A 22402-nucleotide genomic window follows, 5' to 3' on the forward strand; every position below is an offset into this window, starting at 1 on the left:
AAACCCTGATTTATTGCACTTCCGACAACCAGACATCATAACGGCTGACGGCGCGCTTGAAGAACGCCGTCATGCTTTCCCGTTCGGTCGGGAGTCGAACATTGGCCTTGTCCCTGCTCCAGGCAAACCCCTTATCCGCCATTTTGCGCAGCAGCTTAAGAGACTTTTTTTCTCGCCAGACGGTGCCACCCGGTTTCAGATAGATGGGGCTGCTATGAGCCATCAGCTCAATGCCTTCCGGTGTCAGCGTTTGCCAGGTTTGATAGGGCAGGCGTTTTGAAGACAGTGCTCGCACGGCAATCCAGCCACCTTGCTCAACATCCATGCGGTGCTTTAAAGACAGCATCCGCTCTTTGCCCGGGTTCTGCATCGACGTGATGACCCGGCCGTTGTGAATAAGCTCTAGGGAATCAACAGGCAGAAAAGACTCTACCCGGGCGTCGATAAGGATCTCGCCGGTTTGCGTTAAGGTATCGCCGATACCCAGAATTTGTATACCTTGAGTCACGTTAAGATCCAGCATAGGCCCGGTGGTGACAAACGTTTTGCCGGCACGCACCGAGTCAATCCAGCCTTGATAGCTTTTGTCATCGCCCGCACGGGCATAGGTTCGAACCGAACCAACCGTTTGCAGATTCATCATCTTATCCGTGCCGGCGACGGCCGGCATGGGGATACCCGCATTCAAGAGAGCATAGTAAAGCTGTGACGCAGAATATCCTTTGTGGTAAGGCGCAAACGGATTGCCCCACACCATCAGCTCCACCGCATCCAGCTTGCCCAGGACAGCATCCGCTGCCAGCTCTCCGGGATGCAAGGGCAGATGTGCGGCTGCGACAAAACCACCCTGGGCTCGGACCACGTCGGACTGCATGGCAATCAGCGGAAAATCATAACCCCCGGGAACGCCCTCTCCGGGTCCACCCCAGGACATGGGATAAACCAGACGTTTTAAATTAAGCAGCACGGCATGGCCAAGAAAACCGTGCCGCAGCTCCTCGTTGACAAAAACCTGATGCTCTCCATTCAAACTGAGATGAGGAACGCCTGTAAAATGCTCGGCATTGGTTCTCAATGATCCCCACTGTGTCGCCAGCACATTGGCTACATTCAGCCCCTCACCCGAAGCCTCCAGCAACGCCGTTGTCGGATCGAGAAAATGAATATGCGTATCACCTGATCGCCATCCACGGGTGTTCATATTCACCCAACGCTGCAGCTGTAGATCAAACTGCTGACTGCCCGCTTGAACCTGGATCACAGTTTCCAGCGGGACATATTCCATGCCCCTTTCCAGGCGCAGGTGATATTGCCCGGCGGGAAGTTGAGCACTAAATTCTCCAGGCACATACGAATACTGCCGACCGGCGATCACCACACCGGCACCAACATCCTGTCGCCATCCGGTCGGCACCGTGCGTCGACGTCCTTCAGGCACCCAGCTGGTGCCGTTTTGATCTTGCAGGCTGATGCGAGAGGCGACCGATTGCCCCTCACTTTGCACACGAAATGTCACTGCATAGTGTGGTTGCGGTGACGGGGGAACGGGCAAAATCACGTCGTCGGGCATGGTCGAAGAATAGTTCAACCCAGCGATTTTCCAGCCTTGTTCGCGTCGTACCAGATCGAGCGACATGGCCAGCACAGCCATATCGCCATCACCCAGATAGATTATGAGTGGGCCGAGCCTCGCTTTGTCACCCTGTTGTTGCAGGCGTGCATGTTGTTGGCGTATACCGGAAATTTCCACCCCGGTGGGAAGAACGCTTTGCAGAAATTGATGCTTATTCAGCGTAATGGGGCCGGTAAAGCCTCCGCCCGCTACGGTAAAGTCCGGATCAATCAGCGCTTCAACTTCGTCGCTGTAGCCACTGAGCAGTGCCGACACAAAAATCGATGCAACCTGCTCCGGGTGGTGAGGCCCGGAGCTGTCATGTGCCAGCGCCGATGCTGCGATCAGCAGCAACAGGCACAATACCCTCAAGGAAAGTTCCAGCCCAGAGCATTCCAATGATTGAGGTATAACATCAGCAGCCCAACGAATACCACGGTTGAAAGAGAAGTGATGGAGGTCAGCCAACCTTGCGGCAGCCACGTTCGCTTGAAGGCGCCCAGCAGATACAACGCGACCAGACCGAAGACAATAAACGGTATCGTCAAATACCAATAGGCGAAACCCGGAATGGATTGTTGCAGCACCTGCTCCGGTGTCGAGGAGGCCGCGAGCATAAAGCCCATCATGCCGTAAGCGCTGAGACCACTGGCCAGTGTCAGCAATGCCAGGCCCAGTGCCTGCTTACCGTTGCCTTTACGGTAATTGGAAACCATCAAGCTGATCAAAATCAGTGTCAACACGATAAAAATAATGACCATGCCGAAAAACGCAAACTGGTTGAAGCCCTGAGTATCCGCTGTAGACAACTTGAATGCGGTGACAAACGGGAAACTGCCCATATTCATATTAAGCTGACCGTCTTCACCGCGCCAGAAATACATCAACTCACCGGTCAATCGATTTTGGAACAGTCCAGTTTCTTTGGTCGGCAGGTATTCACCGGCTCCGAGCCGCCCTTTGACGATCAGACTGCCGGTACCGGAGTCCTTAACGGCAAACTCCGAGACCAACTGCAGCGTACGCTCGACGCTGGTAAAGGCCCAGCGATAGTGGCGATACTGTCCGGCGTATTGCGCGAGGCTTTTGTCTGTCGCTTTATCTCCTTGTTCAAAAGCAACCGGCTCAAAACCGGAACCCGCGACCAGTTTGGGTACAAGTGTACGGGCAAGGAATTCCCGCGCCTGGGGACCAGGCGCGGAGAGAAAGCCCATATAGATGCCCAGATCATGTTCGCGCGACAGAATCAAGTCGGTGTGATGCGTGCCGCCATCACCACCGTGGCCGACAAAGCGTATACCGGCGATATCCTTTTCAGCAAAAATAATGGCGATACCCGGTATGGATTCGTGAGCCGCTCTGGTGTCGGCTATCATCGTATCCACCGACGTGCGGCTGAGCAGGCGCACGCCATCGTCGGCCACGCCACCACTCAGGATCATGCGCCCGAATTTTGCCATATCGGGCAATGTGGACAAGACTCGCCCGGCCGGATAGGTACGCAGGTTATAAGTGGGTTTGGGCGCTCTGATTACACCATCTTTGACATACAACCCCGGTACCAGTTTTTCGGCAAAGGCGCCTGGTTCCGGATGTTCCGCGGTGGTTCCGTACATGCCGAGAGGCTCCAGCACCTGTGTGCGCAGAAACTCGTGATAGGGAACTCCGGCGGCTCGTTCAATAACGTAACCCAACAGGGCGATACCGTAGTTGGAATAGCTGGCATAGGTACCCGGCGGTGCAATCAACTGCGGATAAGTCTGAGCCAATTGCTCACCCCAGCTGCGGGAGTCCTCGGCGAAACCGGCGCCGGTGGCGAGCCAGCGCTCTTCAAAACCCGCCTCGTGGCGAGCGAGATCCCGCAGCGTAATGGCGCGACTGCCGGGATACGTGGGCAGGGTAAAGTCCAGATGACGATTGGCATCATCGTCCAGAGACAGTAAACCCATTTCCTGGGCGCGCATCAGGGCCACGGCCACAAAGGTCTTGGAAATGGAAGCGATGGGAATGGTATCGTCCACCTGCAGTGGCACCTGGCCGTCTTTGTCGCTATATCCGTAGGCCTTGACCAGAGCATTGCCCTTGGAGGAAAACACCGCCAGACTGAGACCGGGAACATGGTCGCGCTGACGCAGTGCCTCGACCGCACCGTCAATATAGCCAATTTGCGCGGGGCTCAGCGCCGCATTGATCTGGCTGTTTTGATCGCCATAAGCAAGCAAAGACAGACACCCCGTCAGTGCCACACTCAACCATCGACTGATCAGACTTTTCATCATATTAACCTCCCCAGACGGACGATGAGTTCAGCAGGTACTCACCGTTCTTAATAGTGTAGTTGTCATCCCGATCCTCGGAAAAATGCAGGGGCGCGTCCAGATCCACAAAGGAACACTGAGACGCAACCACCAGCGCCGGCGCCATGGCCAGCGAGGTGCCAAACATGCATCCCACCATCGGAATCAGATCGTATTTTGGAGCAAGCTCCAGGATATTCAGTGCCTCGGTCAAGCCGCCGCACTTGTCGAGCTTGATATTCACGTAACGGTAGCGCCCGTGCATTTGCGGTAAGTCCGCCGAGGAATGAAAACTCTCATCGGCACACAAGGGAGCCGGCAATGCCATGTTTTCCAGCGGCTGGTCAGCGGCCGCTGGCAGCGGCTGTTCGATCAGTGCGATACCAACCTCGTCCAGGACGGGCGCCAGGTCTTGGGTCAGCTCCGGAGTCCAACCCTCGTTGGGATCAATTGAGAGCCGCGCATCGGGGCGTGCCGCACGAACGGCGCGCAGGTTTTGTGCGTTCTGCAGAGGCCCCAGTTTGAGTTTCAGGGTACTGAACGCCTGGAACTCCCTGGCCTTCTCTGCCATCTTGTCGGTCTCGCCCAGCACGACGGTCATCGCTGTGGCCAGACGCTCGGGTTTTTGCAGACCAAGCTTATCCCATATGGACACACCTTCCTCTTTGCATTCCAGGTCCCAAAGAGCACAATCAATACCATTGCGGGCCGCACCCGGAGGCAGCGACTCCAGCAACTGCTGGCGGCTCAGATCCTGTTGCAACTCGGACCGGATACCGCGAATCTGTTCACAGACACTGTCTACCGACTCGCCATAGTGTGCCGTGGGGCAGCATTCGCCCCGGCCGATAACGCCGTTGCGTGTCAGCTCCACGACCACCAGCTGCGCCTGGCTATAGGTGCCGCGGGAGACCACAATGGGATCTTTCATCTCCCAGGATTCCACGTATAGTTTTAAATCTATTGCCACAACCACATCTTCCTAAAATTTTCCAACCAACCAGGTGACGCCGACGCCGAGGAAATTGGCCACGGCGTAACCGAACAAGCCCACCAGCAAACCGGGTAACACCAAATGATGCCAACCGCGACTGGCAGCCATGCCCGCCGCCGTCGGCGGGCCCAGAACACAGGCATTGGATGCCACCAGCAGTGCAGCGAGATCGACTTTAAACCAACGCCCCAAGACCAGCAGCACACCAACATGAATCCCCAATACCAATGCATAGTAAAGCAGCGCATAGAGAGAACCGCCGAACAGCCCACCCAGATCCACAGAGGCACCGGTTACCAGAAAAAAAGCGTACATCATCACCATGGCCATTTTATCTTCGTGGACGATGTATTGGCGTGATGCCGGAAAACTGCTGGCCAGCGCCACGGTAATGACCGTAATCACCAGAATACGATATTTCTCTATCCCGAGGATTTGGCTCAGAACGCCACTGACCCAGACAATGGCGCTGGCAACCGCCAGGGCGAGCATAATGGAGACAACGGCGGGCAATTTTGCCGCGGCCACTTGATCCGCGTCGTGCAACCGCGAAGCCTCGGCTTCCGCATCCATGGTCGCCGAGGGGACTATCGCCCGCAGCAGAGTTGAAGAACACATCACAAACAACAGCGACAGAAACACAACGCCGATAATGACATCCGCCGTCAGTGCCCCGGCGTAGAGCGGGCTGTCCGCAAAACCCACGGCCTCGGAAACTGCAAAAAAATTCATAGAGCCGCCAATCAGTGTTGCTGTTACCACACCCGCCAGCTCCGCGGCGTCGTCCTGCAGAGGCAGTGCCATATACACCGTCAAGACGCCGGCAAGGGTTCCCAGCATGGCCACACCAAACGCGGGTAACAAACCGCGGGCGGTTTGCCACAGCATGCGAACATCGGATTTCATCAGGAACAACGTGATTGCAAGCGGCAAAAGAACCAGCACGATCGCATCATCAATACTGTTGTGCTCGGGAACCACATTCAAGGTGGAGAGCAATGCCCCGGCGACCAACATCACCAGGGCACCCGGAATCTGCCGCCCCAGTCGACTGTGGTCGATAGCCAAACCGATTGCACTGCTGGCGCAGACCAGGGTCAGCATAAAAAAGTCGTCATTGGTCACAGTTCCCCCTCCCTTCCACTTCCACTTCCACTTCCACCAGTTTCGACCGGAGCCAACAGTGAGCGAATAGAGATCTGTTCCTGTTTGCGGCCATCGGCCGTGGCATAGCATTCCAGCTGCCCACCTCCCGGAGAAACGGAAGAGGCCGTTGTGAAGAATGTCGTCGGGTCCAATATTTCCGGCGACCAGACGCCGGTTTCCTGCAACTGGCCAGACAGTGCCATCAAGGCCACCGCAACGGCCGGCACCGCTGTCGACTGCTCCATGGATATGGTGGTCTGGTTTTCGAAACGAATACCGCGTTGCTGCAACTGAACGTCAATCACCATGCCACTATAGGGCGTGCTGTCTGCCTGGTTGAACCAGCGACTCTTGCTCAGTTGATCCCAGGCATCCGCAATCGACGCCAATCGACCCTGATGCACCTCCCGACACAGTCTCCAGGCTTCCCGGGTCAGTTCGGCATCGGTAAAACCGCCCAACAAGTTAGCGTCTATACCCAGACAGCGCTTGAGGGTATAGGGTTCGGGGTGACCCAGCTGTACCAGCTCCACCGCTCCCAGTGCTTCGGGAAACTCCACACGGCGTGGCTGCAACTGCTGCCATTGCGGAAACTCATCAAGGCCGGCAATCGCCGTTTCAAAACAGTGGTACATGTGTTCAAAGATACCGGCGGTGAGGTCCCTCGGAGGAGCACACCAACAGATATCCGCCTTAATGCCCGCTGCAGCCAGTGCCAGGCCCGGTGGATTCTGACGGTGCAGATACTCGGCCGCCATTTTCACCAATAGATTGGTAACACCCGGTGCGGCACCAGCACCGGTGACGGCGATAACACCCTGCTCCTGGGCGCGAGTATGCTGGGCCATCAACTGCTCCATCGCGTCCCAGTCGTCACAGATATCGATGTAGTGAGTGCGCGACCGCAGCGCCGCTTCCATCACCGCCGGACCGATTTTAAAGAAAGGACCGGCAAAGTTGGCGACCACATCAATAACTGCAAATAACTCAGTGAGTTTTTCCTGTTCAGCCACCACATCGAGACTGACACAGCGCACACTGCCGTTTGACCAATGGTTTCGTTGCACCCAGGAAAACTCCCGATCAACAGCCAAAACCTGCAGCGATGGTGACGTGTTCAGCAGATAATCGATGGCCTGGCTGCCCTGGCTGCCAGCGGCACCGATGACCGCAATCTGACCTTTACTCATCCACCTTCCCCATAATTCTTTGTCGTCTGTAAGCGTCGGTAACCGAACCTCGGTAGTGTCGGCCGCGCCACCAGAAGGTGGCCCCTGTCAAGACCCAGACCAGGATCACCCCGAGTTCGGTAAACTCACCGCGCTGTGCATTACCGAATAAATACACCAGATTGATGGCCAACAAGCCACCGGCAATGGCAATCGTGAGTGCGGGTAATAACCGCTTCCAACCAATGGCGTTCATCTCCTTTATCTGCATTTTCAGCGTGCAAAAACCTACCAACAGAAACATCAGGCAGATAGCCACACCACCAATGGTGACAATGGGAAGCAAGGCCTGCCGGCCCGCCATGGCCAACATCAGAGTTACTACGGAAACCAGCCAGATCGCACGGCCAGCACTACCGTGGCGATTGCGACGCCGGAAACCCGGTAGTGCCAACTGGGCGTTGGAAATCACAAACACTACCCGCGTGGCGGAAAACAGTACGGCATTCCAGGTGGTCAGCAATCCCAGCAGGCCGGCGAACAAGACCAGTTTGGCCATCAACTCACTGCCAAAAGCCAGTTCGAAGGCCGCTGCCACCGGCAGCGGTCGATTGGCGATTTGTTCGAAAGGCAGTATGTAGGCAGTCGAGAAGATCACCGCCACATAAAACAAAATGGAGGCACCAATGACACACACAACAATCGCGGGCAAGCGTTTTCTGGCCCTTTCGGAGCTCTCACCCAGGGCCTGGGGTACGGCACCAAAACCGGCAAAAAACAGCGGTGTCACCAATAGCAGTGTCATAAATCCACCCAGCTCTGCAGCGCTGGAATCAGTCGCTGAATCCGCGAACAGCGGCTGCAGATTTTGCGGACTGCCGCCGTAAAATGCGAGTCCGAGAAAACAGAAAGTTACCAACACCAGCAGCAAGGTTGTGGCGTCCTGGAAGGACGCCGCCATTCTCAGCCCGCCAATATGCACCCTGGCCAATACCAACGTGAACACCAGCGCCAGACAAAGATCCGCCAAAAAAACCGATGCACCGGCGAACTGATACAGGGGCTCCCCCTGATCGAAGGCAAAAATCTCTGACAGGATCCAGGCGACAGAGACCGCCTCAAAACCACACAGGGAAATATAGACCAGCGCTAAAGTCCAGGCGGCGCAAAATCCGGCGCCGGAACCAAAGAAACGATAGGCGTAGACAATCTCTCCCCCGGTGGAGGGATAACGCTGGCCCAGGCGGGCATAGCAAAGCCCGACAGGAACAATCAGCGCACCGCCGAGAACAAAAGCCAGCATGGCTCCAAACGAACCCGCCTGTCGGATCCAGTCCCCCACCAGCATCAGCCAGCTGACGCCAATAATGGCACCGAAGGCCAGGGCGAATAATTGACGCCCGCTGAGATCGGTACTCTTCGAGGTGGCTTCACTCACCTCGACAGGTTCCGCTGTTGCCTCCACCGCACGCTGCATATTGCTTTACTTTCCCTGCCACTGGGGCTTGCGTTTTTCAGCAAAGGCGCGGGGACCCTCGATGTGATCCTCCGACTGCAACATCTTTTCAAACACAGGAAAACCGCCGTTGCGCACCCGATGGAACTGCTCCTCCACACTCAGGCTGTCCGTAGTCGCCACGATTTCCTTGATGGCCTTAACCGAAAGGGGCGCTCCGTCAACAATACTACGCGCGATGTCGCGAGCCCTTTCCATTACATCACTGGCCGGCACAACATAATTGACCAGCCCCCAATGGGCAGCCTCACTGGCGGGCAAGACACGGCCTGTCAGTAACATATCCATGGCAATATTGTGTGGAATTTTTCGCGGCAGGCGCTGCACACCGCCGGCATCGGCGACAACGCCAACGGATGTTTCAGGTAACGAGAAACTGGCGTGATCCGCAGCCACGACAATGTCGCTGGCCAGAGCGATTTCCACACCACCCCCAACGGCTACACCATTTACCGCGGCGATAACAGGTTTCAGGAGATCAAACATCTCGGTGATACCGGCAAAACCACCCACTCCATAATCCTGGTTTTCGTTCTCGCCGTGCTCCGCCGCGGCTTTCAGATCCCAACCGGCCGAGAAAATTCTCTCCCCACCGCCGGTAATAATGGCACAACGCAGATGATCGCTGTCACGGTAGTAGGCAAACGCCTCACCCAGCGCGCGGCTGGTGGCGGCGTCGATGGCATTGGCCTTGGGACGATCCAGAGTAATCTCAAAGATGCCCGCCTCTTCATTGGTTTTAACCGCGTCTGTCATGTTCTGTATTTTCCTGTTAATCAATTAGAAGAGTGCTTCGTCCACCGACATCAACACATCGGCGCCGGTGGCTGCCACCTGCAAATGCAGTTTCACTTTGGGCAACTCCCGAGCAAAAAAGTAACGGGCAACGGCGCACTTGGATTGGGAGAATTCATCCGTTCGGGTTGCGCAGACTTGAGCGATCTTCAGCCACATCCAACCAAAGGTCACCAGTGCAAAGGCTTTTTGGTAATCGACACCTGCCGCGCCGATTTCGTTGGCATCTTTAGCAATTCGACGATTGAGATCTTCCGTCGCTGACTGCAGCGCATAGAATGCGTCTTTAAGGGCAATGGCAAAGTGAGACACCGCCGGCGACGAAGCCGCCTCGCTGGTGGTCGCCTTGACCTCTTCACTGAACGCGTTCCAAAGCCGACCATCGTGCATATTGAGTTTGCGACCGATCAGATCCAGCGCCTGAATACTGTTGGCCCCCTCCTGGATCTGGGCAATGCGACAATCGCGCACCAACTGCTCCAGACCATTGTCACGGATATAGCCGTGACCGCCGAAAATCTGCATGGCGTTGTTGCAACTTTCGAAACCCAGGTCGGTAAAAGAGGCTTTAACCACCGGCGTTAATAAGGCCACCAGATCCGCAGCCCGTTGGCGTTTGTCCGCCTGGGAATGATGTTGCGCCTGCTCCATCTGCATCGCCAGCCATAGTGCCAGTGCCCGCCCGGCATCGGTGAAGCTGCGGGTTGCCAGTAACATCCGGCGCACATCGGGGTGCACCAATAACAGATCCGCAGACTTATCCACATCCACCACGCCGCTCAGCGCACGACCCTGCCGGCGTTCGCGCGCATAGGCCAGTGCCGTCTGGTAACCCGTCTCGCTGGAACCCAGCCCCTGCAAGGCCACCAGCAACCGCGCCGTGTTCACCATGGTAAACATGGCTTTCAGGCCCTTATGAGGTTCACCCAATAATTGTGCCTCGGCGTTTTCAAAAAACATCTCACAGGTCGAGGCCGCGCGGTAGCCCATTTTCTTTTCCAGCCGCACCACATTAACCCCGTTGCGGCCAGTGATCTCGCCGTCGTCATTGAGATTGAACTTCGGGCACAAAAACAGACTCAGGCCACGTACTCCCTCGGGCGCATCCGGCAACCTTGCCAGCACCAGATGAACAATATTCTCCGACAAATCATGGTCGCCGCCCGAGATAAAAATCTTGGTGCCATTTAGACGGTATCCATCTTCACCGATGGGTTCTGCTGAGGCACTGATCAATCCCAAATCCGTCCCGCACTGGGGCTCCGTCATACACATCGTCGCCGACCATTCGCCGGAAACCATTCGGGGCAAAAATCGCTGTTTGATCTCCTCGGAACCATGAGCCGCAATCGTCTTCATGGCCGCCTGCGGCAAACCCACATAGTCGCCAAACGAAAAGCAACTGGCCATAATCATTTCGTGCAGAATCACATTTAGAAACAACGGCAACTGCATACCGCCAAACTCAGCGTCGGCGTTAAGCCCAATCCAACCGCCCTGGGCAAACTGATCAAACGCCGCCTTAAAACCCTCCGGGGTTTTAACCCGCTCACCGTCAAACGAACAACCCTGCTCATCCCCCTGGCGATTGATCGGCAACAACTCCGCTTCACAAAGCTTGGCGGCCTCCTCGATGATGGCCATATAATCTTCCAGCGCAAAACCTTGCTGACCGGTTTGGGCCAGATCCTCGGCCAACAACTCAGAAAGAATAAACTGATAATCCTGCAGTGGAGCTTTATAAGTAATCATGAATTAATGTCCGGTGTCCTGACTCAAGCCAACAGCTCTTTACTCTCGATCCACTGCAGCGTGGCGGTGAACGCCCCGTCAAAGCGATGCATCAGATCGTCAATCTCCTCGGCATTGATAATCAGCGGCGGCGCGATAGCAACCGAATCACCGTTGGCCAGATTGCGAATAATCAAGCCGCGCTTTTCGCACTCAACCGCCAACTGGTTGGCCGCCGCACCGGTGTACTTCAGCAACTCTCGAGTGGACTTGTTGGCAACCAGCTCCATGGCCCACATCAAGCCGGTGCCGCGCACTTCTCCCACCAGGGGATGATCCGCATAAGCCTTCATCCTCTGCCCCAACAGATTTCCCATTGTCTCCACGTTCTCGGCAATGCCATCGTTCTCGATAATATCGAGCGTCTTCAAGGCCGCTGCACAACCAACGGGGTGACCGGCAAAGGTCGAACCATGAGAGAAAAATCCATACTGATCACTGCCCTTCTGCAAAAAATCATAAATTCGCGGGCTCAGTGCTATTGCAGAAATGGGAATATAAGACGACGAAAACCCCTTCGCGAACGTCATCGCATCCGGCTCGATATTCACCGTCTGACTGCCAAACATATTGCCCGTGCGACCAAAACCCGTCACCACCTCATCCGCGATCAACAAAATATCGTGACGACGCAACACCTCCTGCACCGCCGGGTAATAACTCGACGGCGGCACCACCACACCGGAGGCTGCACCAACGGGCTCCACAATCATCGCCGCAATCGTATCCGCCCCCTGCTCCTCAATCGTCTGCTCCAACTCCCTGCACAAACGCTCAACAAACGCCGCCTCACTCTCACCATCCAGACTGTTACGGAAAAAATGCGGCGCGGTCAGATGAATAAACCCCGGCAGCGGCAAGCCAAACCCCTGATGACAACGGGGAATACCACTCATACTGCAGGCAGCAATCGTCGACCCGTGCCAGGCATTATGGTGAGACAACACCTTGCGCTTCTCCGGCAAACCGCGGGCACTGTTGGCGTACCAAATAAACTTCAATAGAAAATCGTTGGCCTCAGACCCCGTCGTCGCAAAATGAATACGGGCGTTATCCATTGGCACCATACCTGCCAGTTTTTGAGCCAGATCCACAATCGGCTCATGGGTCTTATTCAGGCCATAGTGATAAAACGGCAACTGTCGCAACTGCTCAATCGCCGCCTCTGCGGGACGGGAATCACTGAAACCCAGCGACGCCGCCCACATGCCCGAAGAAGCATCCAGAAAACGACGTCCTTCATCATCGATCACATAGACACGGTCGCCACCGGTAATAACATCGGCACCCTCGACAAAGCGCTTGGACAAATTGACGTAATGGGGAAGGACAAATTGGGCATCCCGCTGGCGCGTGGACAGTTCTTGTTTCTGCATTGTTATGACTCCAGAGAACGGTGCTCATTAGGCTATGAACTTGAGATCACTATATATTGATTTGTGATCACAAGTCAAATGGCAAAAACATGCCGCTTGAGATTTAAGACAATTAACAGGGAGAGTTCAGGTTGATACGGGCCAGCCAGCCCATAGAAATCGGTTACGAAACAACAATTAAGGTGTACTACCAGACCAAGGTGTTTTCGCTTTTGGGTTTTGGAGCTCCTATAGGACGCAGAACAAGACGATAAAGCCCGGGTCGGGGGAAGCCATATGGGACCGTCTGCGCCATGGATGGCGCAGCAGAGCTACATGGACGTATTTATGCGTGTCACAGATGGCTTCCCCCGACCCGGGCTGCCGCGCACTATTCAAGGACGCATCAACGACGGGCGACCGTCGGCTCCAAAACCCAAAAGCGAAAACGCCGATTGAGGCACAAACTCACACCACAGTTCGTACCTGAAAACTACTGATGAATATAATCCCGAAAAAACTTGGCCGCCCGCTCAATATCCTCAGACAACGCCTTGCGCGCCGCCCGGGAATCACCATTCGCCATCGCCTCAAGAATATGATCATTATTATTGATCTGGGCAATCGCCTCATCACCCAACTCAAAACACTTATCGATCAAAGCCCTGAAATAAGGCCCCGACTGCAACCAAAGCGACTCAATCACCCGCATCATCGTCACAGAACCGGCCGCCTCATAAATCGCAAAATGAAAATTGCGATTGGCTAACGCCGCCTCACCGGCATCGCCAGCCTCAACCACCCGAGAAATCTCCCGATCCAACTCCCGCAGCCTATCCAACAACCCATCATCGGCATGCTTGGCCGCCATGGCAGCGGCCTCGGCCTCCACCAACTTACGGGTCGTCTTAATATCATCAAAGACATCCGCACACAGCTCCGGCACCCGCACCGAAGAACGAACCTTGTCATCCTCCTCCAGCGCATGCTCGGATACCAATCGATGCAAACTCTGCCGAATCGGCATGGGACTCGTGCCCAACTGATCGGCCAGATCGCGGATGACCAACACCTGCCCCGGGGCAAAGTGACCGCCCATCAGCGCCACCTTCAACTGTTGATAGACCTTGGCCTGCAAACTTTTGGCCTCAATCTTCTCAAGCATGGTATTCCCCCGATTCTGTTTTAAAGAGTTCAGTGATAAACAGCCCGCATTCTACCCCATTGCCCGGGAGCAGAGAAACTCCGTCACCGACTGCACAAAAATCACTCAACCAACTGCACCGGCAACCGCAACTCCGATGCCCGGCTGCCGCCGTGAGCCAACTCAATCCTGACTGGAGTCGGCCGCGGAATCGTCAGATTCGTATGCGCCTCCGCCCCCGTCACCACCAATCGGATACGCTCCCCTTTGTTAAACACCACACTGGTCGGCTGCAAATCAAACTCCACTCGCACCGGCCTACCCGGCTCGATCGCCGGTGTCTCCATCACCACATCCTTGCGTGAATCAGACCAGGGCAACCCCAGATTATCGTACGTGGGCTGCCCCAAGCGGCGGTGGGAAGTCTTCATCACACCGTCTGCCAGCATTCGCACCGTCCCGTCACGCTCCACCACCTCCAGATACCCATTCACATCCACCACCGGAACATTGGCGCTGAGAAACAGGGAAACCACAGCAGACCCCGTGACAGTGACCGCCTTTTCCAGAGGCGCTGTCGTAAACGACAGCGCGCCGTTACGCCCATGCGCCGTCAGATCCGGCAGTACATTGGGTCCCAGACCAATAGCATCGTGGTAGCGGGTCTGCTCACCCAGGGTCGAGGTAAAATCCACCTCGAAGCCGCTACTGCCGGCGGAACCCCGAACCGCAGACAAGCCCCCCTCCGGTGCCAGGTACCAGCTCCTGTAGGACGTATCGGCCACCGGCCAGCCGGCGCGGTGCTGCCAGTCAAACTCCTGTGAAGAACGCAGGGTGGCAAAGGTGGCCCGGGGCTCCAAATCCATACCGTTGCCTATGCCGCGCAGATGAAAGTCCGCCCAGCGCAACTGCTCGATACGGCGCAACACGTAGGAGGCGTCCTCCTTGCGATCGTCCCGTTCATTGGGTCCGTGGGTCCAGGGTCCCATTGCCAGTTTGGTCAGCTTGTTACCGGTATCCAGATTCACATACCACAGAAGGGTATCGATGGAGGCAAAATCCGTCCAACCACCCCAGTTGTAAACCGCAATATCCGTGTTGTTGATTCGCTCCACCAGTGTGGCCAGATTGTTAGGGCCGACATCCTGCGCCGATTGCAGCATCTCGGATTGGTCGCGGTAAAAACTCAATTGACTCAACGTCTGCTGCAATTCCGGATTCGCCTCGATCAATGCCGACAGCCGCTCAACCGAATACAGCGTCTCCATAATCTGCGCCGGGGAGTCCGTGCCCATCGCTCGGGAGATGGCATCCACCAGTTCACCAGCCTCTGGTGACTGACGAATAAAGTAGAGCATGGGGTTGGTGGCCTCCGGATCGCTCAGACGCTCCTGGCGCGCGGCAGCCCTCTGACTACCGTCAACATCCGCATCCACACGGGCGACCGCCTTGCCCGAACGATCCACCGGATTGATCGACGAACTCTCGACCCCTTTCTGCACACCGTCGCGCTTTGCCTCCCGCGCCAGCCAGGCGAGACCATACTTTCTCAAAACCCCCGCACCACTCCAGGATGCTCGGTATTCATCAAAGGTCGCTACGCCGGGCAAGATCGCCTTCAGGCCTTTGGGGTTGGCGCTGGCCACCAGATACTGGGACATACCTTCGTAGCTCTGGCCAATCATCCCCACCCGACCGTTTGACCAGGGTTGCTGCACAATCCACTCGACAATGTTTTTCCCGTCCAGGGCTTCGACACCCGACAGGTCGCCATTGCGCAAACCGTAAGACGCGCCGGTACCGCGCGCCTCCGCCCGAACAAAGGTATAACCGTGAGCCAATAGCAAACCGACGCCCTGAACGTCGCCTTGTGAGCCATTGTCCAGCGCCGCTTTAATGGCGATGGTGGATTGCCCGATGGGCATGCGCCCCACATAGGTCGATACCATGCCATCGGGATGTTCCGTCGCCCGCCAGTAACGGGAAAAGGTAAAGATCACCGGCATTGGACGGGTAATGGGTTTGCCATCTTTAACCGGACGATAAATGTCCACGGCCAGACGCACACCGTCCCGCACCGGTACATAAACGGATTCACGAATAAACTGATCGTACTGCGCTTCGGAATATCCCCGATAGCAGCCAAAAGAAGACGCCCTGGTTTGATCGAGTTGCGACTGTGAACACAGCGCCTGTGTGTGCTTCCAGTCGGAGCGATCGTAGTTTGCCACGACCTCGTTGCTCGCCCGATGATTGTCATTCTGAACTTCGGTGTGTTCACACCCGATGAGTGAGGCGGTGGGCAGCGCAATAATAAGCAGCCGCTTAAGGAGACTGGAAAATAGAATTGACATATTCACAATTTCTCTTCAACAAAGCCAAATAACTCTACTTTATTTTGTCACTGCATGGCACTTACTTAGCTTTCCCACAGACCGGTACTCATGTACTTAAGCCCCGAATCGCACAACAGCACCACGATGGTTTTTCCTTCCATCGGCCCCTTGAGCAACTGCAGGGCGGCAGCCACATTAGCCCCGGCCGAAAAGCCCGCGAATATGCCCTCTTCCGCAGCCAACCGCCGCGTCATTTGCATGGCCTCTTCGCCGCTGACTTGCAGATATTCATCGGCGTCTGTGTCGCGCAGAAAATCCAGGGAGCCCATGACATATCCACCACCCTGGATGGGATGATCGGGACAACTGATGGATTCACCGGCCAGGGCGGCGGCGCCCTGAGGCTCGACGATGAAGCACTGGATACCCGCGTTCTTCTGCTTAAAGAAGCGGGTGCAGCCGCCAAAGGATCCGCCCGAACCGACAAAATCGCACCAGGCGTCAAACTGCCCTTCCGTTTGGCGCCAGATCTCCTCAGCGGTACCCTGAAAATGGGCATTGAGATTGCCGACGCGGTGAAACTGGTCGACGTAGAAAGCACTCAACTCCTGCGTCAGCCGCTCGGCTTCCAGGCGCACCAGCTCCAGGTCCTCACCGGTTACCTCGCCGGGCTTTGACCCCGGCGCCTGGTCCACCAGGTGCACCTGGGCCCCCAGGGCACTCATCATTATCGAGCGCTCGCGGGAATTGCCCTTGGAGATAACCGCTACAAAAGGGTGGCCGAGAATACTGCAGGCAATCGCCAGCCCGGTGCCCATATTGCCGCTGGTCAGCTCCACCACCGTTTGCCCCGGTTGCAGGTCGCCGCTGTCGCGGGCCTCCTTCAGAATTTGCAGCGCCGCCCGGTCTTTCTTGGAGGCCCCGGGATTGTAGAACTCACACTTGGCGAGAACTCTGCCGCTCAGCCCCCGGGTCAGGCGATCAAGGGCCACCAGCGGCGTGTTACCGACGGTATCGAGTATAGAGTCACAGATATTCATGGGTTATTTACACCGCGGCCGGTAAATTCAGGCTCTCCCTGGCATTGCCCACCGAGGATACATTACTGCCCATTTTTTCGATAATCTCCACGGCCCGCTCCACCAGCTGTGCATTGGTGGCGGGCACGCCTTTTTCAATATAGAGGTTATCTTCCAGACCCACCCGCACGTTGCCGCCCATCAATACGGACTGTGCCACCATAGGCATTTGTTGCGCGCCAATGCCAAAGGCACCCCAGACACAATCCTGCGGCAGCATATCGGCCATGGCCACCAGACCACGAGTGGTCGCGGGCACACCGTAAGGAATACCCATGCACAGCTGAATCAGAGGAGGCGCATCGAAAACCCCCTGTTTGATAAACGCCTGGGTGCGCCACAAGTCACCGATATCAAAACATTCAATTTCCGGCTTCACCCCCATTCGCTGCAACGCCTTGGCCATAATCTCCACATGCTGGGGCAGATTACAGTAGGGCGTGTCATTGTAATTCATGATCGGCATATCGAGCGAACAGACGTCCGGTTTGGCAGCCTCGATGTGTTGCAATCGCTGTTCCGGCCCCCAGAAACGGGTTTTGTCCGGATTCAGCCGCGAGGGATTCTGCAGATCAAAGCTGACCAGTACTCCAATAGCGGTGGTCAGGTTGATAATAATGTCCGTCCCCTGGTCGCGAATGCGATTGACGACCTCAACAAATCGCTCGGTGTCCCAGGATTCCAGCCCCGTTTCCGGATCACGCACATGCAGGTGCACCATGGTGGCCCCAGCGGCAGCGACATCGGCCACGTCCCGCGCGATGTCTTCAGCGCTGACGGGAATATTGGGGTTTTTGCCGGTCGTGTCTGCACCGCCGGTAACGGCGCAGGTAATCAGTACATCTTTTTTCACAAATAATCCTCAGGTATTCGGTGAGTCGAATGTCAAACCAGATTCCAACCCAGCAAGTTGATTTGCCACAGAACCGGCAAGAGTGCCGCACCAGACAGCGACAGCACCACGAAATGAACCGCCGCAAACGTAGAGCGCCAACCCTGCCCCCAGCGGTCCGTTTTGAAGATACGCGCACCGAAGTACAACTGCACAAAGAACAAAACCAGGAAAATATTGGCCGCCATTGCCATCAGCGCGTAGCGATGGGACTGGCCGGAAATATGGTAGTACCCCAGCCCTCCCTCGCCATGTCCCACCAGGAACAGCAGAGGCAATGAAATAATCAGCACACCACCAGCCGCGCTCATATATTTGACCAGACGGGTGCGGCGGTTAAGCCCGGGCCAGAGTAAAGCAATCACTGCGGTCAGCATGACAAAGAATGCATACTTGGCAATAGGCATCCAGACCATAGGCGTCGCCAGTGGGGTGGTTTTACTGAAGGTCGCCAGTCCAATCTGCGGCGTCATGCGAATAACATTGCCTTGTTCATCGCGACTAAAACCATATAACTCGGACATAAAGGGATTGTTGGACACATAGCCCTCTTTCCAGAAGGTATCCGGGGCAATGCTGCGATAGCCGCTTACCCCCGCTATGGTCAAAGAGCCATCCCCGGCCTGTTCCACTGCGGCCACATCACCGCCCATAAAAGAGAGAATGGATTCCAGCGTACTGATATTGCGATTCTCATTGCGGTACAAACCCACGTAATCGGAGAGATTTGCTGAGGTCTGTTGGTATTCGAAACGGCGTTCACCCAATAATGCCGTCGACACTTGAGTATTGACCTCGAAAGGGGTCAGGCTGGGTGACCCTGAGCCGACAATTCCAACGTAGAATCCAAGGTTGGAATCCGGCATCAATACCATCAGCGAGTTGTGACCAGGCCAGCTGCCGCCGTGCTCCACACGACGTTCACCGTTCCAGACGTTGGTCCAGAACTTCATACCGATACCGCTGATTCCCTCAAAGGGGTGGTTTGAAAAGCTGCGGCCATGTAATAACTTGAAGGTTTCCTCTGACAGAATGTTATCGGAACCATTTCGACCTTCTGCAATTTGGAACTGCATATAGCGAGCAATGTCATTAGGCGTAATCCCCATACCACCAATCGGACCGGCAAATGGGTGGAAGGGCAGCCACTTCATAGGTGTCGTGCCTTCCGGCTTGACCTTGAGAGCTCTCATCACATTGTCCGATTGTTGCAGACCGTTTTCAAAACCTGCACTGGTGATGCCCAATGGGCTCAGGATCTTTTCGTTGAGGTAATCTTCCGTTGATTGCCCGGAAACGTCCTCGACAATAAAACCCAGCGCTCCGGTAGAGAAATTGGAATAACTCACCAGCTCTCCCGGCTCGCGAACGAGCGCAGGGAGCATTTTTTCCGCTTCGGTGGCGGGCACCAGCTCCGGCTGAGAATCAAAGGTACCCAACCGGGCGTTCTTCTGTTCGTAACCTGCTGAATGCGTCAGCAGATGGCGAACCAGAATCGGCCTGCCTTGGTAATCCTCAAGCTTGATTCGCTTTAAATACTTGTTGGCCGGATCATCCAGCGAAGTGATCAACCCATCCTGGTAAAGTTTGGCGATGGCCGTGGCGGTGAAAGTCTTTGTCATCGACCCAATCAGAAACCGCGTGTGATCGGGATCGATCTGCGCGCCTTTCTCGTCGGCAACTCCCCAGGTTTTCTGAATGACAACCTCATTGTCCTTAACCACCTGAAACACCAAACCGGAAAACCGGTGTTCCTGATAGGCCTGACCAAAGTAGTCATCCGCCCAGCGAGACATCTGATTCACATCCAGCTCGACCGCTCTCACACTGCTGCCCAACAGCAGAACCGAAACAGCGATAAAGGCGGTAAACAGGAAGGATGGTTTTCGTACAAACATAAGCATCATCTCGGATTGATCACTCGCTGTGGAGCTTAAAAATTCACTCTCAGGTCCATGCCATAGGATTCAGGCGCATTCACCAGATTCGGGAATTGGTAAACGGTCTCGTCGGTGACATTGCGCCCCCACAAGTAAACCGCCCAACGTCCGTCGGTGGCTTCCACCCCGGCGCGAATATTGGCGATGGTGTGGGACTCCTGCTCCAGGGTATTGGTCTGGCCGATGTAATTGTCGCCCTTGTAGTTGGCATCGATGCGCATCATGCCATCGAGACCATCAGACACCGCAAAGTTAAACTGCGCGGCCAGAGAGCCACTCCACTCCGGCGCGCGGGCCAGTTGATTGCCTTCCAGACTGGTGCCACCCAGGGGATCGTCGAACTCCGTAAACTCGGTATCCAGGTAACCAAGGGCTGCTTCCAGGCGCAGCCACTCGGTGGCCAGCGCCACCAATTCCAGCTCCACACCTTTGATCTCTGCTTCGCCGGCGTTGGCGATGGTGGTCACCGGTAAGGTCACACCACCGATCACAGCGTCACCCTGGATTTGCTCCTGCTTGTCGGTGTAATCCATCATAAACACCGAACCGTTAAAGCGAACACGGTCGCCGATGTCCGACTTGAAACCGATCTCATAGTTATCCATCAACTCGGAATCAAACAGGAAATCAGACAAGTCGAGCGTGGACTGGCCGAACGCCGTTGCTATGGGCGCACCGCCAGTTAAGGCAGAGATGTTGGCGAATCCGCCGGCCTTGAATCCATGAGCATATTTGGCGTAAATCAGCCAATCGTTATTGGGGCGATAATTCAGGGTAATATCCCCGGACCAACGCTCTTCTGAAAGGTCTTCCGTCGAAGAAATCTGACCGGGAGGAAATACCTCGACAAAGGTCGCGTCAAGGTCAAAATCCTTTTCTTCCTCCGTGTATCTAAGACCAAGAGCGAGTTCCAGGGTGTCCGTCACATCGACATTCATGGTGCCGAACAGCGCCAGGCTGTCGGTTTCGATCTCGGTGACGGAGGTACCGGAGGGATCTCCAAAGTCATCACCAAACCAAAAATCGACTGGATTCTCCACCTCTTCGTGAAGGTAGAAGAAGCCCGCAATAAAGTTGACCCGTCCCTCATAGTTGGACGTTAAACGAACCTCCTGGGTAAACGCGCTGACGTCTTCGGTGAACATGGTGACAATGCCTTCGGCCGGCGAGAAGTCCTGATCGTAGAAAGCCGTGGATTCGAAGGCCTGATAGGCGCTGAGAGACGTCAGCGTCAAGGCTTCAAAGTCGATATCCGCTCTTATCGACACCAGGCTTGAATCGCGTACGCTGCTGTTGCGGGGGCCAACACTGACGGAGCGATCCATTGAGTCGCCATCGACATCCTGGGTTTGATCGCCCGTACCTTCAAAGTCCGAGTACTCGGCGGTGTATAACAGACGTATATCTTCGTTGACCTGCTGCAGTAGATGACCTCGAACCGCGGAGTATTCCTGGCCGAAAAGGTCTTCGCCGTTGCGGTTTTCCAGCCAACCATCCTGCTCCTTATAAACCATCGCCAGACGGCCAGAGAGGGAACCTTCAACCAGTTCACCGGCGACCGACGCTCTGGCTTGAATCAGATCGCGACTGCCGAGGGAAAGCTCTGCATTGATTTGCGTTTCCTCAGTCGGTTTTTGGGTAGTCACCGAGAACAGACCACCAACGGTATTCTTACCAAATAGGGTGCCCTGTGGACCACGAAGCACTTCGATGCGCTCCAAATCATAAATTGCCGACCCATAAGCTGAGGGCCGCAGACGAGGAACTTCGTCAATATACACCGTTACGGCTGGCTCAAAGCCGACACCGTTGCCGATATTATTAACGCCTCGAACGCTGATCGCCGGGCTCTGTTGCGATGGTGACTCGTAAGAAACATTGGCAACCGACTGAAAGACTTCTTCAAAATCGGAGATGCCTTGATTTTGCAGTGTTTCAGCAGAAATCACAGAAATGGAACCCGCCACATCCTGAACAGACTCACTGCGTTTGGTTGCTGTGACGATAATTTCCTCAAGCAGAAATTCGTCTTCGTCCCCGAGTACTGCAGTTGATCCCCCTCCGAGGCATATAACAGCTAGTGCTGAGCTCAACAGCTTTTTATGCACAATTCTTTTCATAATTCCTCCCCTGGCGCCCGGCCGCTGACCTCTGGGCCAATAAAACCGGACTGTTATATAAACATTGTAGGCGCCGGCGCGAACAAGACAGCTGAACGGCGCATCGTCAAAAGATACTCCATAAACCATGTGTGATCAAATTCTTTTGATCACAAATCTATAAATATCATCCAGAGCTTGTAGTGATATGAAATTTGTGATCAAATATCACTCAAG

The 22402-nt window shown here is 55.4% G+C and carries 16 protein-coding genes; 1 reads left to right on the forward strand and 15 read right to left on the reverse strand.

From position 1 onward, the window contains the following. Positions 1-10 precede the first annotated feature (10 nt). From HBA55_RS13455 to HBA55_RS13495, 9 genes are read right to left on the reverse strand one after another with little or no spacing between them, the layout of a single operon-like run. Positions 11-1984 (reverse strand): CehA/McbA family metallohydrolase, encoded by a 1974-nt coding sequence (locus HBA55_RS13455; protein ID WP_166991920.1) that lies wholly within the window; start codon positions 1982-1984, stop codon positions 11-13. Continuing rightward, the gene (locus tag HBA55_RS13460) at positions 1981-3891 is read right to left on the reverse strand and encodes a serine hydrolase domain-containing protein (RefSeq protein WP_166991923.1); all 1911 of its coding nucleotides are present in this window, start codon (positions 3889-3891) and stop codon (positions 1981-1983) included. Before HBA55_RS13460 ends, HBA55_RS13455 begins: the two co-directional genes overlap by 4 nt. A 1-nt stretch (position 3892) precedes the next feature. Then, entirely contained in the window at positions 3893-4885 is a 993-nt protein-coding gene (gene dgcA, locus HBA55_RS38035) for an N-acetyl-D-Glu racemase DgcA (protein WP_338109408.1), read from the reverse strand. Between the two features lie 6 nt (positions 4886-4891). Beyond that, complete coding sequence (locus HBA55_RS13470) at positions 4892-6028, reverse strand: DUF819 family protein (RefSeq protein WP_166991929.1); 1137 nt, start codon at positions 6026-6028, stop codon at positions 4892-4894. Continuing rightward, on the reverse strand, positions 6025-7239 hold the full coding sequence (locus HBA55_RS13475; protein WP_166991932.1) for a saccharopine dehydrogenase family protein: 1215 nt from the start codon (positions 7237-7239) through the stop codon (positions 6025-6027). Before HBA55_RS13475 ends, HBA55_RS13470 begins: the two co-directional genes overlap by 4 nt. Beyond that, the gene (locus tag HBA55_RS13480) at positions 7232-8695 is read right to left on the reverse strand and encodes an APC family permease (RefSeq protein WP_166991935.1); all 1464 of its coding nucleotides are present in this window, start codon (positions 8693-8695) and stop codon (positions 7232-7234) included. Before HBA55_RS13480 ends, HBA55_RS13475 begins: the two co-directional genes overlap by 8 nt. 6 nt (positions 8696-8701) lie before the next feature. Continuing rightward, positions 8702-9490: an enoyl-CoA hydratase-related protein gene (locus HBA55_RS13485; RefSeq protein WP_166991938.1), complete on the reverse strand. Its 789-nt coding sequence runs from the start codon at positions 9488-9490 to the stop codon at positions 8702-8704. 24 nt (positions 9491-9514) lie between these two features. Next, on the reverse strand, positions 9515-11281 hold the full coding sequence (locus HBA55_RS13490; RefSeq protein ID WP_166991941.1) for an acyl-CoA dehydrogenase C-terminal domain-containing protein: 1767 nt from the start codon (positions 11279-11281) through the stop codon (positions 9515-9517). Positions 11282-11304: 23 nt separating this feature from the next. Continuing rightward, the gene (locus tag HBA55_RS13495; protein ID WP_166991944.1) at positions 11305-12696 is read right to left on the reverse strand and encodes an aminotransferase; all 1392 of its coding nucleotides are present in this window, start codon (positions 12694-12696) and stop codon (positions 11305-11307) included. Between the two features lie 276 nt (positions 12697-12972). On the opposite strand from HBA55_RS13495, the gene HBA55_RS13500 reads away from it, so the two are divergent. Beyond that, complete coding sequence (locus tag HBA55_RS13500) at positions 12973-13134, forward strand: hypothetical protein (RefSeq protein ID WP_166991947.1); 162 nt, start codon at positions 12973-12975, stop codon at positions 13132-13134. Positions 13135-13168: 34 nt separating this feature from the next. Here the strand turns inward: HBA55_RS13500 and HBA55_RS13505 are convergent, their stop codons facing one another. The 6 genes from HBA55_RS13505 to HBA55_RS13530 form a co-directional block, all read right to left on the reverse strand. Further along, entirely contained in the window at positions 13169-13840 is a 672-nt protein-coding gene (locus tag HBA55_RS13505) for a GntR family transcriptional regulator (RefSeq protein WP_166991950.1), read from the reverse strand. Between the two features lie 101 nt (positions 13841-13941). Then, positions 13942-16173, reverse strand: a complete 2232-nt coding sequence (locus tag HBA55_RS13510) for a CocE/NonD family hydrolase (protein ID WP_166991953.1) — start codon at positions 16171-16173, stop codon at positions 13942-13944. 65 nt (positions 16174-16238) lie between these two features. Then, positions 16239-17195, reverse strand: coding sequence for a PLP-dependent cysteine synthase family protein (locus HBA55_RS13515; protein ID WP_166991956.1), 957 nt, complete (start codon positions 17193-17195; stop codon positions 16239-16241). A gap of 7 nt (positions 17196-17202) precedes the next feature. Then, complete coding sequence (locus tag HBA55_RS13520) at positions 17203-18087, reverse strand: 3-keto-5-aminohexanoate cleavage protein (RefSeq protein WP_166991960.1); 885 nt, start codon at positions 18085-18087, stop codon at positions 17203-17205. A 32-nt stretch (positions 18088-18119) separates the two neighbouring features. After that, on the reverse strand, positions 18120-20024 hold the full coding sequence (locus HBA55_RS13525) for a serine hydrolase domain-containing protein (protein ID WP_166991963.1): 1905 nt from the start codon (positions 20022-20024) through the stop codon (positions 18120-18122). 35 nt (positions 20025-20059) lie between these two features. After that, entirely contained in the window at positions 20060-22186 is a 2127-nt protein-coding gene (locus HBA55_RS13530; protein WP_166991966.1) for a TonB-dependent receptor, read from the reverse strand. Positions 22187-22402 lie beyond the last annotated feature (216 nt).

Origin of the sequence: Pseudomaricurvus alkylphenolicus, from assembly GCF_011683955.1 — a bacterium.
Classification (GTDB): Bacteria; Pseudomonadota; Gammaproteobacteria; order Pseudomonadales; family Cellvibrionaceae; genus Pseudomaricurvus; species Pseudomaricurvus alkylphenolicus.

Coding starts and splice junctions, on each gene's coding strand:
- HBA55_RS13460 (WP_166991923.1), bottom strand. CDS start 3,891: ATGATGAAAAGTCTGATCAGTCGATGGTTGAGTGTGGCACTGACGGGG.
- HBA55_RS13475 (WP_166991932.1), bottom strand. CDS start 7,239: ATGAGTAAAGGTCAGATTGCGGTCATCGGTGCCGCTGGCAGCCAGGGC.
- HBA55_RS13480 (WP_166991935.1), bottom strand. CDS start 8,695: ATGCAGCGTGCGGTGGAGGCAACAGCGGAACCTGTCGAGGTGAGTGAA.
- HBA55_RS13485 (WP_166991938.1), bottom strand. CDS start 9,490: ATGACAGACGCGGTTAAAACCAATGAAGAGGCGGGCATCTTTGAGATT.
- HBA55_RS13490 (WP_166991941.1), bottom strand. CDS start 11,281: ATGATTACTTATAAAGCTCCACTGCAGGATTATCAGTTTATTCTTTCT.
- HBA55_RS13495 (WP_166991944.1), bottom strand. CDS start 12,696: ATGCAGAAACAAGAACTGTCCACGCGCCAGCGGGATGCCCAATTTGTC.
- HBA55_RS13500 (WP_166991947.1), top strand. CDS start 12,973: ATGGGACCGTCTGCGCCATGGATGGCGCAGCAGAGCTACATGGACGTA.
- HBA55_RS13505 (WP_166991950.1), bottom strand. CDS start 13,840: ATGCTTGAGAAGATTGAGGCCAAAAGTTTGCAGGCCAAGGTCTATCAA.
- HBA55_RS13510 (WP_166991953.1), bottom strand. CDS start 16,173: ATGTCAATTCTATTTTCCAGTCTCCTTAAGCGGCTGCTTATTATTGCG.
- HBA55_RS13515 (WP_166991956.1), bottom strand. CDS start 17,195: ATGAATATCTGTGACTCTATACTCGATACCGTCGGTAACACGCCGCTG.
- HBA55_RS13525 (WP_166991963.1), bottom strand. CDS start 20,024: ATGTTTGTACGAAAACCATCCTTCCTGTTTACCGCCTTTATCGCTGTT.
- HBA55_RS13530 (WP_166991966.1), bottom strand. CDS start 22,186: ATGAAAAGAATTGTGCATAAAAAGCTGTTGAGCTCAGCACTAGCTGTT.